We start from the raw sequence: 16630 nt of genomic DNA on the forward strand, positions 1-16630 counted from the left end.
AACAAAAATTTTTAATTTATTTTACTTGGTCTACGATTGCTTTGAAGGCTTCAGGATGATTCATTGCTAAATCTGCTAAAACTTTTCTGTTCAACTCAATGTTGTGCTTTTTCAAAGCGCCCATAAACTGGCTATAAGACATTCCGTATTCTCTTGCACCTGCATTAATACGCATAATCCAAAGACTTCTGAAATTTCTTTTCTTCTCTTTTCTACCGCGGTAAGCATATTCCATTGCTTTGTGTACCGCATTTTTAGCAACAGTCCAAACATTTTTTCTTCTTCCGAAAAAACCTTTGGCTTGTTTCATTAATTTTTTTCTTCGCGCTCTAGACGCTACAGAATTGACTGATCTTGGCATAATTAAATTTGTTTTTTTGAAAAGGGCGGCAAATTATTTCATTGCGCTTAGCTGCACCATTTCAGGGTTAAATTTTATTGAAATTGTTGAATTTCTATAAACCGATTGAGATTTATAAAAACTACTTTAAAGCTAATTGGCGTAAAACACTTTTCGTATCCACTTTCGCAACATAAGAAGTCTGCGTAAGATTTCTCTTTTGCTTCGTTTCTTTTTTAGTTAAGATGTGGCTTTTAAAAGCACCTTTTCTTTTAATTTTACCAGTTCCGGTAAGCTTAAAACGCTTTTTAGCACCTGATTTAGTTTTTAATTTTGGCATTTTCCTTAATTTATATTATTGTTATCAATATCTTTTTCATGATGCAAACGCCTCTTCATAGAAATGTCCACATTTTTCAGACTGCAAAAGTACAAAATTTTAGGGAAATATGAAAAGATAATTTTGTTTTCGAAACCTAATATTCAAATTTTTCCAAAAACGATATTATTATCGAAACGTTCATTTTTTAGGAGCAACAAGATTTGGTATTTGTGCGAAGATTGGTCCCGCTTTCCACTATATCTTTTTTGCCGCTCGCTTCGCTCGCGCCAAAAAAGGATGCCGTTTCACTCGGGGCTAGAAAGTGGGTTTTTGTTTTCTTTGAGGGGAAGACCTGATTGGAATTGCAATTGATAGAAAATAAATAACTCGTAGGTTTTTTAAAACTTGTATATTTGAAAGAAAATGTGCTACATTATTTTTAATTTATGAAAAATTATGGGAGAATGGTCTAAATCTATTGGAGAGAAGGGAGAAAAAATAGTCAAATTTATTTTTGAAGAAATTTTAAGTTATAACTCACTTCAAGAAAATAATTCAATAGAATGTATAAAGGGTTTAAAACATAAAGACACATCTGCAAAAAACAGCAAAACAACACACGGTGTTGATGGTCTTATAGCTTACAAAAGTCCTGTTGAAGATTACACACTTGATATTGGTGTTATTTCATCAAAATATGTTGGCGGCGATTATCCTAAATATCCTTCCAATCTATTTAAAACACATATCAAAGACTTAGCTTTTACATTAGAATGTTTTAATAATTCAAAATTAAAAAGTAGTCTCAATCAAAATTTTAAAGAAGTAAATAAAACAGAAATATTTGGAATTTTAGTTTGGCTGTCAAACACTAGTGCTTTAGATTTTGATTTGACTTCGAATGTAGCAAAAATTCAAATTGATCACGATTTTATTTTTGATAAAATTATACTTTTAGATAATTCTAAAGTAAATTTTTTGTACGAAAGTATTTATAAAACTAGAGAGATTTTAGGTTCCAACAATGTTGATTTTGTCTATCATAACTCTGGTTTAAATTTCACATCAATTCAGGGAAAGGCTTACGGTAAAATCTTTCCAATTAATTATTTGTATTCAGATATAATTCCAATACGTATAACTGATGGGAAAAATGTAGAATTACGAGTATTTATAAATGATGATTTCTCTGAAGACCAATTTTCACAAATACTAAATTTTTCTAAATCTTTTGATCAATTAAATGCAATCGATAAAGTAGTTTTATTTTATAAATCTTACGATTATTTATTAAACGATAATCAGGTAAAACAAATTCTTTCAAATTTTCCCACATATAGTTTATATGAGAATCTATTAATTAAAAAATTTCCTGCGGATTTTAGAAACTAAAATATTATGAATAAAGATATATTGCCACAAGGAGATTATATTAGACAATTACTTGTAAAATCTAACATTACAGATTCAAATATCAATTCATTACTTAGAGAAAAGGGTGTTTTTTTGGGGCACAATCAAAAAAACAACTCAGTTCCACTAATTATGAAGAGTATAATAAGTCCGAAAGACTTTTTAGAATTATATGAAACTCAAAAAACTAGAGAGGAAACTAATAAATATAGAACGTCATCTATAAATTGCAAAACTGACTTCGACTTCCCTGATATTTTTAGTAACGCTTTAGATTTAAATTCATTAATCAGAGAAAAACATACCTATAAACCAAATTTTTCTGTGATTGGTAATCCTAACTTTTATTTTGAAGATGAATTTACAGCTGTTTACGAATATCAAATTGAAAGAGAAAATTTATTAAGTGATTGGACAAATAATAAAACTTATCACAAAGGTGCTGTAACCTTAAAAAAAATTTCTGATACTGACATACAAATTTCTGTTCAACAAGACTCAACTTCTAAAGAAACATTTGAAGTAAATAAATTAATAATGGTTGCTTTAAAAGAGAAACTCTTTGAAAAGTCCATAATTAAATCTTATGATGACATAATATCTGTTAGATATAATCATTTTAATAATACCTCTAGAATAAAATTTTTTTATTCATTTACTAGCAATTTTACCATATACCTTGATTTTAAATCAATAACTGATATTGATTTATATCTTGACGAAAATGTGGAAAGCCACAAAGATGTTAAAATATTCTTGGACGAAATTGATAATTTAAAATTGAGCGGTAAAGGTTTACAGAATCATGTTCTAATATATAAAGAAGATTACTATCCTAAATTAATTTTTGGTGCTGTGAAATATAAGTATAAACTTAATTATAATGGCATTGAAGGAAATGCTGTCATTAATTTAGGTTTTCCAGATTTTGTAAAATCTAAAGACGAAAATGCAGACTTTCAAATATCAATTGACTTAATACTTAACAGACAAGATAAAATTCCAAGTATTGAAAATAAAATTAGAAAAAAATTATTAGAATTCTTTGAGAAGAAAAAAATTGAAAGTTACAATAGGTTTAAAATATTATAACGTGTGAGGTCGTAAATTAGAACTGTGTATAAGTTCACGTTCACAGAATTCTAAATGAATATATCGCATAAAAAAGAGACCCAAAAAGGTCTCTTTAAATATTTATAAATCGAAAAATTATTTCGCCGCTTTCTTCGGGCTCATCATCATGATCATTCGCTTACCTTCCAGTTTTGGCAACTGATCAACTTTTCCTACATGCTCTAATTCCTGCGCCAGTTTTAAAAGTAAAATCTCACCTTGGTCCTTAAAAACGATAGAACGGCCTTTAAAGAAAACATAAGTTTTCAATTTAGAACCTTCTTCTAAGAATTTCTCAGCGTGTTTTTTCTTAAATTCGTAATCGTGATCATCCGTTTGCGGACCGAAACGTATTTCTTTTACAACTACTTTTACTTGCTTGGCTTTTAGTTCTTTTGTTTTCTTTTTTTGTTCGTAAAGAAATTTCTTGTAATCTAAAATTCGACTGATGAATGGTTCAGATTTATCCGAAATCACCACCAAGTCCAACTCCTGATCTCTCGCAATTTGCTTTGCTTTTTCTAGGGGATAAACACCTGGTTCCACATTATCGCCAACAAGACGAACTTCCCGGGCGCGGATTTTATCATTGATTTGATGTAAATCTTCTTGTACGCGTCGCTGTGGACCTCTGCTATTAAATCGTTTTAGTGCTATGGTTTTATTATTTTAAAGTTAATTCTAATTTTATCTGTCATTGCGAGCCTAGCGAAGCAATCTGTTACAAATTGCTATAATTTTGCTCTAAATTTTCGCTTCTTTTTTAAAGTAATTCGCAAAATCTTCTACACTCATTTCGCCTAAGTCGCCTTCATTTCGTTTCCTTACAGAAACCGTGCCGTTAACTGCTTCATTTTCACCAACAACCAGCATGAATGGTAACTTCTGCAACTCTGCATCTCTTATTTTCTTACCGGTTTTCTCATTTCGGTCGTCGATAAGTCCGCAAATATCGTGATTTTCTAACAATTGTGAAACTTTTTTCGCATATTCTACATATTTTTCACTGATTGGTAAAATGGTGAATGCATCCGGCGCCAACCAAAGTGGAAAATCGCCCGCTGTATTTTCTAATAAAATTGCAATAAAACGTTCCATAGAACCAAATGGCGCGCGGTGAATCATTACCGGACGGTGTTTTTCGTTATCACTTCCATTATACCAAAGATCAAAACGTTCGGGTAAATTGTAATCAACCTGAATGGTTCCGAGTTGCCATTTTCTGCCTAGGGCATCCTTCACGATAAAATCTAATTTTGGTCCGTAAAAAGCAGCTTCACCATATTCAATAACCGTTGTGAGATTTTTTTCCTTGGCGGCAGTCATGATTGCCTTTTCGGCTTTTTCCCAATTTTCATCAGAACCGATATATTTTTCCTTATTGTCTGGATCACGCAATGAAATTTGTGTCACGAAATCTTCAAAGCCTAAAGATTTAAATACATAAAGTGTTAAATCAATTACTTTTTTAAATTCTTCCATTAATTGATCCGGCGTACAGAAAATATGTGCATCATCTTGGGTAAAACCGCGAACTCTCGTTAATCCGTGTAATTCGCCAGATTGTTCATATCTGTAAACTGTCCCAAATTCTGCGTAACGTTTCGGTAAATCTTTGTAAGACCATTGTGATGTTTTATAAATCTCGCAATGATGCGGACAATTCATCGGTTTCAGCATAAACTCTTCACCGTCATTCGGTGTTTTTATTGGCTGAAAACTATCTGCGCCGTATTTATCCCAGTGTCCTGACGTCACGTATAATTCTTTTGACCCGATATGCGGGGTCATTACAAATTCATAACCGCCTTTTTTTTGCGCTTTTGATAAAAATTCTTCTAATTTTTTTCTTAAAGCAGTTCCTTTCGGCAACCATAAAGGCAAACCTGCACCTACTTTTTCTGAGAAGGCAAAAATCCCTAATTCCTTTCCTAATTTGCGGTGATCACGGCGTTTTGCTTCTTCTAATCTTTCTAGATATTCAGTTAAATCTTTTTGTTTTGGGAAAGAAATTCCGTAAACTCTTGTAAGTTGTTTGTTCTTTTCATTTCCACGCCAGTAAGCGCCGGCTGCGTTCAATACTTTTACCGCTTTCACAATTCCTGTACCTGGAATGTGACCGCCACGACATAAATCGATAAAATCTTCATGCTTCACAAAAGTAATTTCGCCATCATTTAAGTTGGTAATCAATTCTGTTTTAAATTCGTTATCGGCGTATTCTTTTAAAGCATCAGCTTTTGAAACTGGATATTTTTCGAAAATGGAATTGATTCTCGCATGTTCGAGCATTTTTTTTTCAATTTTCTCAAAATCTTTTTCAGATAGAACTTCATCACCAAAATCCACATCATAATAGAAACCTTGCTCTATTGCAGGTCCGATCGTTAATTTTGCATTTGGATAAAAATCTAAAATTGCCTGTGCCAAGAGATGCGCAGAAGAATGCCAAAAGGCTTTTTTACCAAGATCATCATTCCAGGTTAAAAGTTGCACCGTGGAATCTTCTGTAATTGGCGTCGTCGTTTCTACTTGAGTTCCGTTTACCACTGCAGAAATGGTGTTTCTCGCCAAACCTTCACTAATAGATTTCGCAATATCAAGTGGCGTCGTTGCCGGATCAAATTCTTTGATGCTTCCGTCTGGAAGTGTAATCTTTAACATATAAAATTATTGAGGCACAAATTTACGAAAATTCTTTTATTTTATTGATTTAATGAGGCTTTAACTCTTGCTAAATAAACGGATGAAAATAAGTTTTGTATAACAATATTTTATTCATGTGAAACTTGTAACTAGCCCCGATGGAAACGGCATCCTTTTTTTGCGCGAGCGAAGCGAGCGCAAAAAAAGATACAGTGAACAGCGGGAAAATGCTCTAAAAAAAATTACATAAAATAGTAAGAAGTTTATAAATTATTGAGATTTCAAATTGTTAGTAATTTAATAAGAAAGTTTCGTTTCTAATTTGCCGACTTTATTTATAAGAACTAAATTTGTGCGAATCCAAAAAAATCAAATAATATATGGCAACTTATGTGGTAGTTGGTCTTCAGTATGGCGACGAAGGAAAAGGTAAAATTACTGACGTTCTCTCTGCGAAATCTGATTATGTCGTGCGCTTTCAAGGTGGTGATAATGCGGGACACACTGTTTATGTGGGTGAAGAAAAATTTGTTTTGCATCTTTTGCCTTCCGGTGTTTTGCAATGCAAAGGCAAATGTGTCATCGCAAATGGAGTGGTAGTGAACCCAAAAGCGTTTTTAAGCGAAATAAAGCAAATTGAGGATAAAGGAATGCGAACAGATCACGTTTTTATTTCCCGAAGAGCTCACGTTATTATGCCTTATCATAGTTTGCTGGACACTTATAGAGAAGAGGAAGAAGACGGAACGCACATTGGAACGACAAAAAAAGGTATTGGTCCATGCTATGAAGATAAAATTGCTAGAGTTGGAATTAGAATGGTTGATTTACTAAATCCAGAAGTTTTAGCCGAAAAAATTAAGAAAAATCTCAAAAATAAAAATTCACTTTTTGAGAAATATTATGAAAAGCCAACTTTGGATTTTGATACTATTTATAATGAATTTTTAGAATTAGGTCAGATCTTAAAAGATAGAATTGTAGATACCGAAGTGGAAATAAATGAGGCTATAAAAGAAGGGAAAAACGTTCTGTTTGAAGGTGCACAAGCGGCAATGTTAGATATTGATTTCGGGACTTATCCTTACGTGACTTCTTCGTCACCCACAACTGGCGGCGTTTGTACAGGGGCCGGAGTTCCGCCAACAAGTCTTCAGAACTTAATTGGTGTTGCAAAAGCCTACACAACGAGAGTAGGAGAAGGACCTTTCCCAACTGAACTCGATAATGAATTGGGTGAAAAAATCAGACAAATTGGTTTTGAATTTGGCGCTACAACTGGAAGACCGAGAAGAACGGGTTGGTTAGATTTAGTTTCTTTGAAACATGCGACCATGATCAACGGCATAAATAATTTAGTGATTACAAAACTGGATGTTCTTACCGGAATTCATCCTTTAAAAATTGCTACCAAATATAAAACCGAAGACGGAAAAATCATCGATTATTTTACTTCATCTACTACAAAACTCTACAATTATGAACCGATTTATGAAGAATTGGACGGTTGGGAAGAAGATTTAACCAAAGTTACTTCTTACGACGAACTTCCTAAAAACGCTCAGAAATACATTGAATTTATTGAAAAACACTTAGGTATTAATGTTTATTTGGTTTCTGTAGGACCGGAACGAAATCAGAATATTATAAGAAAGGAGTTGTTTTAGATTAAAACAATATTCAACCAAAAAAGCATCTTTCTCAAGATGCTTTTTTTATTTGTTTAAAGAAATACTATTTTGTGATCTCTCTTCCAATCACCAATCTCTGGATCTCAGAAGTTCCTTCACCAATCGTACAAAGTTTAGAATCTCTGTAATACTTTTCTGCCGGGAAATCTTTGGTATATCCGTAACCACCAAAAATCTGAACTGCATTATTCGCAATTCTTACACAAGCTTCAGAAGCATAAAGTTTTGCCATTGCACCTTCTTTGGTCATTTTTGCCTTGGCATTTTTTAAATCTGAGGCTCTGTTGATTAATAATTCTGACGCGTCAATTTCCGTTGCCATATCGGCTAACATAAAATTAATCGACTGAAAACTTGCAATCGTTTTTCCAAATTGTTTTCTTTCCTGTGCATATTTTAAAGCTGCTTTGTAAGCGCCTTTTGCAGTTCCTAAACTTAAAGCCGCGATAGAAATTCTACCGCCATCTAAAATTTTCATGGCTTGTTTAAAACCGCTTCCAACTTCGCCTAATCTATTTGCATCAGAAACTCTGACGCTGTCAAAAATCAATTCGGCAGTTTCAGACGCTCGCATTCCCAGTTTATTTTCTTTTTTACCGGAAGTAAATCCAGCCATTCCTTTTTCTAAAACGAACGCTGTAGAATTATTTTTTGCGCCTATTTCCCCAGTTCTGGTCATTACAACCGCAATGTCGCCAGATATTGCATGCGTAATAAAGTTTTTTGCACCATTAATGATCCAGTCATCACCGTCTTTTACAGCAGTTGTACTCATTCCGCCAGAATCTGAACCTGTATTATGTTCAGTTAATCCCCATGCACCGAGTACTTTTCCGGAAGCTAAACTCGGCAGCCATTTATTGCGTTGTTCCTCATTTCCAAACTCATAAATATGATTTGTACATAAAGAATTGTGCGCTGCAACAGATAAGCCGATTGATGGATCAACTTGGGAAATCTCATCCAAAATTGTCACATATTCGTGGTAACCTAAACCGGAACCGCCATATTTTTCAGGAATTACAATTCCCATAAAACCCATTTCGCCAAGTTGGTGAAAAAGATCTACAGGAAAAGTTTGACTTTCATCCCAATCCATAATATTCGGTCTAATATTTTTTTCAGCGAAATCCTTTGCGGTTTCGGCAATCATCTGAATATTTTCTCTCATTTCAGAATTCATAAATTTTTTTTGGGTAAAGATAAGGAATTAGATATAAATTTTGTTAAAAAAAGTTACTTCATGTCATTTGAAATACGATAAAATATTTAAAATGGATTCAGGGAACAATCCTTTTTCGTGAGAAATTTCGTGTTATTTTTTGTATATTTGTTGGTATTTTTAAAAACAAAATTAATGAGCAATAAACAATATACCGCGAGTAGCATACAGTCTTTAGAGGGAATGGAACATGTGAGATTAAGACCGTCCATGTACATCGGGGATATAGGATTAAGAGGACTTCACCACTTAGTTTATGAAGTAGTAGATAATTCAATTGATGAAGCTTTAGCGGGACATTGCGATACTATTTCAGTAATAATTCATGAAGGAAACAGTATTTCTGTAAAAGATAATGGCCGTGGAATCCCTGTTGATTTACACGAAAAAGAACAAAAATCTGCGCTGGAAGTTGTAATGACTAAAATTGGCGCAGGTGGTAAATTTGATAAAGATTCTTATAAAGTTTCCGGTGGCTTGCACGGTGTAGGAGTCTCTGTGGTAAATGCACTTTCTACAAAATTGGTTGCGACTGTTTTTAGAGAAGGAAAAGTGCATCAACAGGAATATTCAAAAGGTGCTGCTTTAGCAGATGTGAAAGAAATTGGAACGACAGATATTAGAGGAACAGAAGTTTTTTTTCAGCCTGATGGTTCTATTTTTAATGAGTTAGAATTTAATTACAGCACTTTGGCTTCAAGAATGCGTGAACTTTCTTATTTAAATAAAGGTGTTACAATTACTTTAACCGATGAACGTGAGACTGAAGATGACGGCAGTTTTCCTTCAGAAGTTTTTCACTCAGTAGGTGGTTTAAAAGAATTTGTAGAATATATTGATGGAAATCGTGAGTCTATCATGGAAAAAGTAATTTTCATGGAAGGTGAAAGAGACGATATTCCTGTGGAAGTTGCAATGCGCTACAACACATCTTACAATGAAAATCTACACTCATACGTTAATAATATTAATACCCACGAAGGTGGAACTCACCTGACAGGTTTTAGACGTGCATTAACAAGAACTTTGAAAAAATTTGCTGACGAACTAGGACTTCCTGCCAAAGAAAAAGTAGAAGTGACAGGCGATGATTTTAGAGAGGGCTTAACCGCCATTATTTCCGTTAAAGTAATGGAGCCTCAGTTTGAAGGGCAAACCAAAACAAAATTAGGAAACTCTGAAGTGGCGAGTGCAGTTGATAAGATCGTAGGTGAAATGCTTTCCAATTTCTTGGAAGAAAATCCGAACGAAGCCAAAATTATCGTTCAAAAAGTAGTTTTAGCGGCGAAAGCGAGGCAAGCAGCGAAAAAAGCCCGCGAAATGGTGCAGCGTAAATCGCCGATGGGCGGAAGTGGTTTGCCAGGAAAATTGTCTGACTGTTCTTCAAAAGATCCTGCTGAAAGTGAATTGTTTCTTGTCGAGGGAGATTCTGCAGGTGGAACTGCAAAACAAGGTCGTGACCGGTTGTTTCAAGCGATTTTACCTTTAAGAGGTAAAATTCTAAATGTTGAAAAAGCAATGCTTCATAAGGTTTACGATAATGAAGAGATTAAAAATATTTACACTGCACTTGGTGTAAGTGTCGGCACAGAAGAAGATTCTAAGGCTTTAAATATAAAAAAATTACGCTATCACAAAATAGTCATTATGTGTGATGCCGATATTGATGGCGCGCATATTTCGACTTTAATTTTGACATTTTTCTTTAGATATATGAAGGAATTAGTTGAAAACGGCTATGTTTATATTGCATCGCCGCCACTCTATTTACTTAAAAAAGGAAATAAAAAAGTGTACACCTGGAATGAAAAGGAACGTGAAGAAGAAACTTTCAAACTTTCACCAGATGGAAAAGGCGTTGATGTACAGCGTTACAAAGGTTTGGGTGAAATGAACCCAGAGCAGTTATGGGAAACCACTTTAAATCCTGAAAACAGAACTTTAAAACAGGTAACTATCGAAAATGCGGTGGATGCAGATAATGTTTTCTCAATGTTGATGGGCGATGAAGTTCCACCGAGACGTGAATTTATAGAGAAAAATGCAAAATATGCAAAAATTGATGTTTAAGCGTTTTTGTTGATAATAATTAATCCCAATCCTTAAAATGGTTGGGATTTTTTTAGTTCTAAGAGTAAATTAAAAATTGATAAATTCAATATAAAGACAATTTGCTTTTTCGTAAAAATTTCTTAAAATATTTTACGTTAAATGACCTATGAATCGCCTTTTTCTCACTCAATTTTATATGACCAAATATGAAATTTAAATTTTAATATTTCTCTTATTTGGATTATATTGCAAAATAATTTATTTTTGCGCAGACTTATCAAGAAAGGTGGAGGGATTTGGCCCTTTGAAACCTTGGCAACCGACATTTCTATGGTGTAATGGTGCTAAATCCACCCTTTAATGGGGAAGATAATATATGAATTACTTTTTTTATTATTTCTTGATATTTCGTTTTTATTACTTAGCGTTAAAAATCTAAAAATTAAGGAATGAAGAAAATTACTTTTTCTATTTTATTATTAGGAACTTTCTATAGTATTTATGCACAAGAAAAAACCAAGGATATTGAGGATGTCGTGATTGTGGGAAATCGTGGTTTACCTCGTTCTAAAATTAATTCTCCAGTCGCAGTTGATGTTATTTCGGTTGCAAAAATTCAAAAATCTGCGCCTCAAAGTACCGTGCAAGATTTATTAAATTATATTATTCCTTCGTTTAATTCAGTGCATCAATCTGCCTCTGATGGTACGGAACATATTGATCCTGTTACTTTACGAGGTATGGGGCCAGACCAAGTTTTAGTATTAATTAATGGAAAAAGAAGACATACAACTTCTTTGGTTAATTATCAAAATACAGTTGGGAATGGTTCTGTGGGTACAGATTTAAGCACAATTCCTGTTTTAGCTATTGATAGAATAGAGGTATTAAGAGATGGTGCTTCTGCACAATATGGTTCTGATGCCATTGCAGGTGTCATCAATATTATTCTTAAAAAAAATCAAGGCGCTTCAGCTTCTATTACCTACGGAAAAACCAGTAGAAGTGATGGTGGAAATTTACAAGCCGGTGTCAATTATGGTGCAAGTATTAGTAAAGATAAAGGTATAATAAATCTTACTTTGCAACTGAGTGACAGGCAAAAAACTAACCGGACTCAGAATAATAATCTTGATATTTTTGGGAATAATTTTGCATATGATTTTGCAGATAATCCTGCTGCGGCAAGGTCAGCTGATGATGCCGAAATTGCTAAAAGAGGATTAACAAGAGATTATTTCAACTTTCAAGTGGGAGATGCGCATATTAAATTAGGTCAACTTTTTCTAAATGCAGAATATCAATTAAATGATAAATTTATTGTTTATACTTTTGGCGGATTTAGCATAAAAGAGGGACAAGGTTATGGATTTAGAAGATTGCCAAGCGAAACTAGTAATGTAGTTTTATCCATTTATCCAAATGGTTTTCAACCAATTTTAGGTTCAAAAATTTATGATATTTCTCAATCTGCAGGTGTACGCTACCACGATAATAATTGGAGTGCAGATTTTAGCAATACTTTTGGGAGCAACGTTTTTGAGTATAACGTAAGTAATACTAACAACGCGTCATTAGGTGCAAAATCTCCTACAAGTTTCTACGCTGGTTCTCATGGATTTCTACAAAATACGATCAATTTAGACATCAGCAAAAAATTTGAAAAAATTAATCTTGCTTTTGGTGGTGAGTATCGTTTTGAGCAATATCAAATAAAAACTGGCGAGGTTGCATCTTATGCAACTTACGACATCTATGGAAATATTGCCAATTCTTCTACCAACACAAGTGATATCTCAGGAACTGGAGGGTCCCAATCTTTCACAGGTTTTTCTCCGGCGAATGCTTTAACCAAGAATAGAAATTCATTATCAGCCTATGCAGATGTATCTTATGATATTAAAAATTTCTATATTGATGTGGCTACTAGATTTGAGCATTATTCAGATTTTGGAAACTCCATCAATGGTAAATTAGCAATGCGGTATGAGATTTTGAAAAATTTTGCCCTTAGAGGTGGCATAAGTTCAGGTTTTAGAGCTCCGTCTTTACAACAGAAATATTTTAGTAATTTTTATTCTGATATTTCCACTACAGGTGTAGGGATTGTAAATAAAGGAATTTTTAATAATGATAGCGATGTTGCAAAAGCATTGGGTTTTGATAAATTAAAACAAGAAAAATCTATTAATACAAGTCTTGGTTTTACTTTGAAACCTTTGGATAATTTATTTATCACAGTGGATGGTTATTTAATAACGGTAAAAGATAGAATTGTACTTACTAGCCAAATTAGTAGTTCTTTGATTACACAAAATGGTGCAGAAGCGGCAAGATTATTTGCCAACGCGATTGATACTAAAACGAAAGGTGTAGATGTAGTTGCAACCTATAAATGGAATATTGGTGGTGGTATTTTAGATATTAATTTGGCAGGAAATTATAACGAAACCAAAATTACCAATTTTCATTTTCCTACAAGTTTAACAGCAAATGGACTTTCTCAAAACGATTATTTTGGACCCGATCAAATCAACATTATAGAATCGCTTTCACCTAAAACCAAAGCAACTTTGGGTTTGAATTATAAAATTAACAAAATTAATTTGATGGTAAGAAACACCATGTTTGGTAAAGTGATCAGAGATGGCTTTCCTTTTGGTTTAGTACAAGAATTCAGTCCAAAAGTAGTTACTGATGTAAGTTTAGGATATGATTTTACTAAAAAAATTAATGTTACAATTGGTGCTAATAACGTGTTTGATGTATTCCCGGATAAGCAGATCTATGAAAATTCTTACTTTGGTGTGTTTAAATATGCACCGGTACAAATGGGAACTTTAGGGGCCTATTTCTTCGGAAGGATAAATTATAATTTCTAGAAAATGAGTAAGATCCCAAGTAAAATTGGTTGGAAAACGGCTGCTGCGATTGTGATTTCTAACATGATAGGGACGGGTATTTTTACAACATTAGGATTTCAAGTTGCCGATTTGCATAACACGTTTACTATATTGTTACTGTGGATAATTGGTGGCGTTTTAGCACTTTTTGGTGCGTTTTGTTATGCTGAATTAGGCACTTTTTTCAAAGGAAATGGCGGAGATTATATTTATCTTTCTCGTACTTTTCATCCTATTTTTGGGTATTTAAGTAGTTGGGTATCATTGGTCATTGGTTTTTCTGCCCCAGTTGCTTTGGCGGCTTTAGCGATGAGCAAATATCTAGCGGCATTTGGTTATAATTTTGGTAATTATTTTTCGATTGCGGTTATTTTAGCGGTCGCTTTCGCCTTATCATTTAGTGTTTCAGTATCTGGGAAATTTCATAATTTTTTCACCTTAATTAAAATTTTATTCATTATTATTTTAATTGCAGTGGGGATTTATCTTCCAGAAAATCCCAAATTTAGTAGTCTTAATTTTGATTTAAGTTGGAAAACTGAAATTTTACTGCCGACATTCGCCAGTTCATTAATCTTTGTAGGTTACTCTTATACCGGTTGGAATTCTGCATCTTATATTTCTGGTGAAATTGAAAATCCCAACAAAAATCTGCCAAAAGCATTAATTATCGGAACACTTTTCGTCACCATTTGTTACGTTTTTATTAACTTTATAATGTTGAAAAACGCTCCAATTTCTTTATTACAAGGTAAAGAAGACGTTATGGGAATTGCAGCAAAATTTATGCTCGGAAAGACTGGGAAAATAATTAATTTCTTCATTGCATTACAGTTAGTTGCTACAATTAGCGGATATCTTTGGGTAGGATCGCGTATTACACAAGCCACCGCAGTAGAAAATAAATTGTGGAGTCCACTTGCAAAAACCAATAAACACCATGTCCCAGTTCGTTCGATTTTTACGCATGCTACTATCGCAATTTTGATTATTTTAACAGGAAGTTTCAGGGAAATATTTACCTATACTTCATTTGTGCTTCAAGTTTTAGCGACTGTTGCTATTTCTACTGCGTTTTTCATTAAAAAAGAAAATCGTAAAATTTTTAAAAATAATTTGTTCTATGTTTTCCCGACTGTTTTTTTAATTTTTAGTTTCTACATTTTATATTTTACTTTCGAGAATAATCCTAAAGAAAGTCTAGTTGGATGTTTAATCATCGTTTTAGGCTTTATTATATACAGGTTTGATAGTAAAACTGGGAATAAAATTGAGGACATGTCATCAAAACAAAAAATTGATGTTTAAATAAATTTCCATAATAAATATAAAGCCTGTTTTTTCAACGGGCTTTTTTTTGGCTAAAACTTTAGGACTGTTTTTTGTATCTAATGTTTTTTAAAAACTATCCATGAAAAATATTATTGCTGCAGGTTTTTTAATTGCAACACTTTTTAGTTGTAAAAAAACGGAAACAACTACAATTACGTCCAACAAAGACTCTGCGAAAGTTGAAGAAGTAAAATTTAGTATAGATTCCGTTAAATTGAGTGATTCTGTAAAAATTAGCAAAAGTCTTACGGCTAATTTTAAGACTTCGGTTTTAGTATTCCCAAGTTTGAAAAATAAAACTTTATTAGACAGTATTTATTCTAAAGCTAATCTAAAATTAGCGAGTTATAGCAAAGAAGATTTACAGAAAGCACTAAAAGATAAAAAAGAGAAATATTTTGCAGAAAATAGAAAAGATATGGAGGGTTATCCTGAAGTTTCTAAGCAAACATGGAATCAAACTTCCAGTATGAAACTTTTTAATAAAGATGGAAATTTCATGACTTTACAATATACTGGCGACGGTTTTTCTGGCGGTGCGCACGGTTATTACTATGAATTTTACAAAAACTTTGATTTAAAAAACAATAAAACAATCCAGTTAAAAGATATTTTAAAAACCACAGATGCTAAAAGTTGGGATCCAATTATGATGAAGAATTTTTTAAAAAATAAAGATTATACTATTGATTTACTTTTTGATAAAAGAATTCCGCTGAATAATAATTTTTATTATGATAAAAACACTTTATACTTTGTTTACGGTCAATATGAAATTGCACCCTATTCCTCGGGAATTATAAAAATTGATATTCCATTTTCTGAAATCTCTCAGTATCTAAAGTCTAAGTTTAAGAAAGAAAACAATATTAAGTAAAAATTATAGTCGGTTTTATTACCGGCTTTTTTTATCAAGAAAAAAGAATGAAGTAAATTATTAACCTTAAACTGTTGTCTGCTTCTTCACCAAAGAATGAATATTTCTCAGCGTATTCATAATGACCTGCGTGTCTAATACCTCTTTTTCAAATTCTACAGTATTTATACTGCACGCATAACTCCAGATTTCTAAAATTTCAGAATATTTAATGTCATAAGGTTCATAAAAAGTATTATCCGAAGCGACAGTCAGACTTTTTTCAGATTTTTCCACGAGTCTTTTATAAACGATTCCTTCATTTCGGGTAATAAAAATATAGGTTTTTTTCTTTTTTAAATCCGCTAAAGATTCTAAATATTTTCCCACAATGTAAGTGCCTTCACCGTAAGGCGGCATAGAATCGCCACTACTTGGGAAAGCACGGTATTTCCCATTACGTAAGAAAGGCAGCGAAATATTTTGTAAACTTTCAATATATTCCGGGTCTGTATAACCGCTGAGATAACCCATTTGCGCTTTGTGTGGAATAATTTCTATCATATTTTCTCCTGCCGAATCGACATTTACCGGAAGTACAATTCGGTTATCGGGTAACTTCATTATTTTGTCTAAAGGATATTTCCGAACGTTCACAGATACCAAAAGATCGATGCTGATATGGAAATATTTTGAAATTCTGATTAAAATTTCTAAAGGTGGCTCAGACGCACCATCTT

General features: G+C 33.0%; 13 protein-coding genes and 1 riboswitch. Of the genes, 7 read left to right on the top strand and 6 right to left on the bottom strand.

Annotated elements, in window-relative coordinates:
* Positions 1 to 16: 16 nt before the first annotated feature.
* Positions 17 to 361: a 50S ribosomal protein L20 gene (gene rplT / locus ACVBED_RS03190; RefSeq protein WP_473094467.1), complete on the bottom strand. Its 345-nt coding sequence runs from the start codon at positions 359 to 361 to the stop codon at positions 17 to 19.
* A gap of 121 nt (positions 362 to 482) precedes the next feature.
* Positions 483 to 680, bottom strand: a complete 198-nt coding sequence (rpmI, locus tag ACVBED_RS03195; RefSeq protein WP_090078229.1) for a 50S ribosomal protein L35 — start codon at positions 678 to 680, stop codon at positions 483 to 485.
* Positions 681 to 1118: 438 nt separating this feature from the next.
* Between rpmI and gapS4a the strand changes: the two genes are divergently transcribed.
* Positions 1119 to 2054 (top strand): GapS4a family protein, encoded by a 936-nt coding sequence (gene gapS4a / locus ACVBED_RS03200; RefSeq protein WP_473094468.1) that lies wholly within the window; start codon positions 1119 to 1121, stop codon positions 2052 to 2054.
* A gap of 6 nt (positions 2055 to 2060) precedes the next feature.
* Entirely contained in the window at positions 2061 to 3167 is a 1107-nt protein-coding gene (gene gapS4b, locus ACVBED_RS03205) for a GapS4b family protein (protein WP_473094469.1), read from the top strand.
* Positions 3168 to 3284: 117 nt separating this feature from the next.
* Here the strand turns inward: gapS4b and infC are convergent, their stop codons facing one another.
* Both infC and thrS read right to left on the bottom strand, forming a co-directional pair.
* Positions 3285 to 3845, bottom strand: coding sequence for a translation initiation factor IF-3 (gene infC, locus ACVBED_RS03210; RefSeq protein ID WP_447121163.1), 561 nt, complete (start codon positions 3843 to 3845; stop codon positions 3285 to 3287).
* An 87-nt stretch (positions 3846 to 3932) separates the two neighbouring features.
* Positions 3933 to 5852: a threonine--tRNA ligase gene (gene thrS, locus ACVBED_RS03215; protein WP_473094470.1), complete on the bottom strand. Its 1920-nt coding sequence runs from the start codon at positions 5850 to 5852 to the stop codon at positions 3933 to 3935.
* A 362-nt stretch (positions 5853 to 6214) separates the two neighbouring features.
* Between thrS and ACVBED_RS03220 the strand changes: the two genes are divergently transcribed.
* Entirely contained in the window at positions 6215 to 7501 is a 1287-nt protein-coding gene (locus ACVBED_RS03220) for an adenylosuccinate synthase (RefSeq protein ID WP_447121129.1), read from the top strand.
* A gap of 67 nt (positions 7502 to 7568) precedes the next feature.
* On the opposite strand, the gene ACVBED_RS03225 is transcribed toward ACVBED_RS03220, so the two are convergent.
* The gene (locus ACVBED_RS03225; protein WP_473094471.1) at positions 7569 to 8708 is read right to left on the bottom strand and encodes an acyl-CoA dehydrogenase family protein; all 1140 of its coding nucleotides are present in this window, start codon (positions 8706 to 8708) and stop codon (positions 7569 to 7571) included.
* 174 nt (positions 8709 to 8882) lie between these two features.
* On the opposite strand from ACVBED_RS03225, the gene gyrB reads away from it, so the two are divergent.
* The 4 genes from gyrB to ACVBED_RS03245 all read left to right on the top strand — a co-directional run bounded on the left by gyrB (position 8883) and on the right by ACVBED_RS03245 (position 15911).
* A complete protein-coding gene (gene gyrB / locus ACVBED_RS03230; protein ID WP_473094472.1) occupies positions 8883 to 10817 on the top strand; it encodes a DNA topoisomerase (ATP-hydrolyzing) subunit B in 1935 nt (644 codons plus the stop codon).
* Positions 10818 to 11070: 253 nt separating this feature from the next.
* Positions 11071 to 11175: riboswitch (SAM riboswitch) on the top strand.
* A 73-nt stretch (positions 11176 to 11248) separates the two neighbouring features.
* Positions 11249 to 13681: a TonB-dependent receptor plug domain-containing protein gene (locus ACVBED_RS03235; RefSeq protein WP_473094473.1), complete on the top strand. Its 2433-nt coding sequence runs from the start codon at positions 11249 to 11251 to the stop codon at positions 13679 to 13681.
* A 3-nt stretch (positions 13682 to 13684) separates the two neighbouring features.
* Positions 13685 to 15010, top strand: a complete 1326-nt coding sequence (locus ACVBED_RS03240) for an APC family permease (RefSeq protein ID WP_473094474.1) — start codon at positions 13685 to 13687, stop codon at positions 15008 to 15010.
* Positions 15011 to 15113: 103 nt separating this feature from the next.
* Positions 15114 to 15911: an RsiV family protein gene (locus ACVBED_RS03245; RefSeq protein WP_473094475.1), complete on the top strand. Its 798-nt coding sequence runs from the start codon at positions 15114 to 15116 to the stop codon at positions 15909 to 15911.
* A 66-nt stretch (positions 15912 to 15977) separates the two neighbouring features.
* On the opposite strand, the gene ACVBED_RS03250 is transcribed toward ACVBED_RS03245, so the two are convergent.
* The coding region (locus tag ACVBED_RS03250) for a S24 family peptidase (RefSeq protein WP_473094476.1) at positions 15978 to 16630 on the bottom strand (653 nt) is incomplete at its 5' end.

The sequence above is a fragment of the Halpernia sp. GG3 genome (assembly GCF_052976925.2).

Bases quoted from the DNA above. Each gene is read 5' to 3' on its own strand.
- rplT (WP_473094467.1), bottom strand. From the start codon at position 361: ATGCCAAGATCAGTCAATTCTGTAGCGTCTAGAGCGCGAAGAAAAAAA.
- rpmI (WP_090078229.1), bottom strand. From the start codon at position 680: ATGCCAAAATTAAAAACTAAATCAGGTGCTAAAAAGCGTTTTAAGCTT.
- gapS4a (WP_473094468.1), top strand. From the start codon at position 1,119: ATGGGAGAATGGTCTAAATCTATTGGAGAGAAGGGAGAAAAAATAGTC.
- gapS4b (WP_473094469.1), top strand. From the start codon at position 2,061: ATGAATAAAGATATATTGCCACAAGGAGATTATATTAGACAATTACTT.
- thrS (WP_473094470.1), bottom strand. From the start codon at position 5,852: ATGTTAAAGATTACACTTCCAGACGGAAGCATCAAAGAATTTGATCCG.
- ACVBED_RS03220 (WP_447121129.1), top strand. From the start codon at position 6,215: ATGGCAACTTATGTGGTAGTTGGTCTTCAGTATGGCGACGAAGGAAAA.
- ACVBED_RS03225 (WP_473094471.1), bottom strand. From the start codon at position 8,708: ATGAATTCTGAAATGAGAGAAAATATTCAGATGATTGCCGAAACCGCA.
- gyrB (WP_473094472.1), top strand. From the start codon at position 8,883: ATGAGCAATAAACAATATACCGCGAGTAGCATACAGTCTTTAGAGGGA.
- ACVBED_RS03235 (WP_473094473.1), top strand. From the start codon at position 11,249: ATGAAGAAAATTACTTTTTCTATTTTATTATTAGGAACTTTCTATAGT.
- ACVBED_RS03240 (WP_473094474.1), top strand. From the start codon at position 13,685: ATGAGTAAGATCCCAAGTAAAATTGGTTGGAAAACGGCTGCTGCGATT.
- ACVBED_RS03245 (WP_473094475.1), top strand. From the start codon at position 15,114: ATGAAAAATATTATTGCTGCAGGTTTTTTAATTGCAACACTTTTTAGT.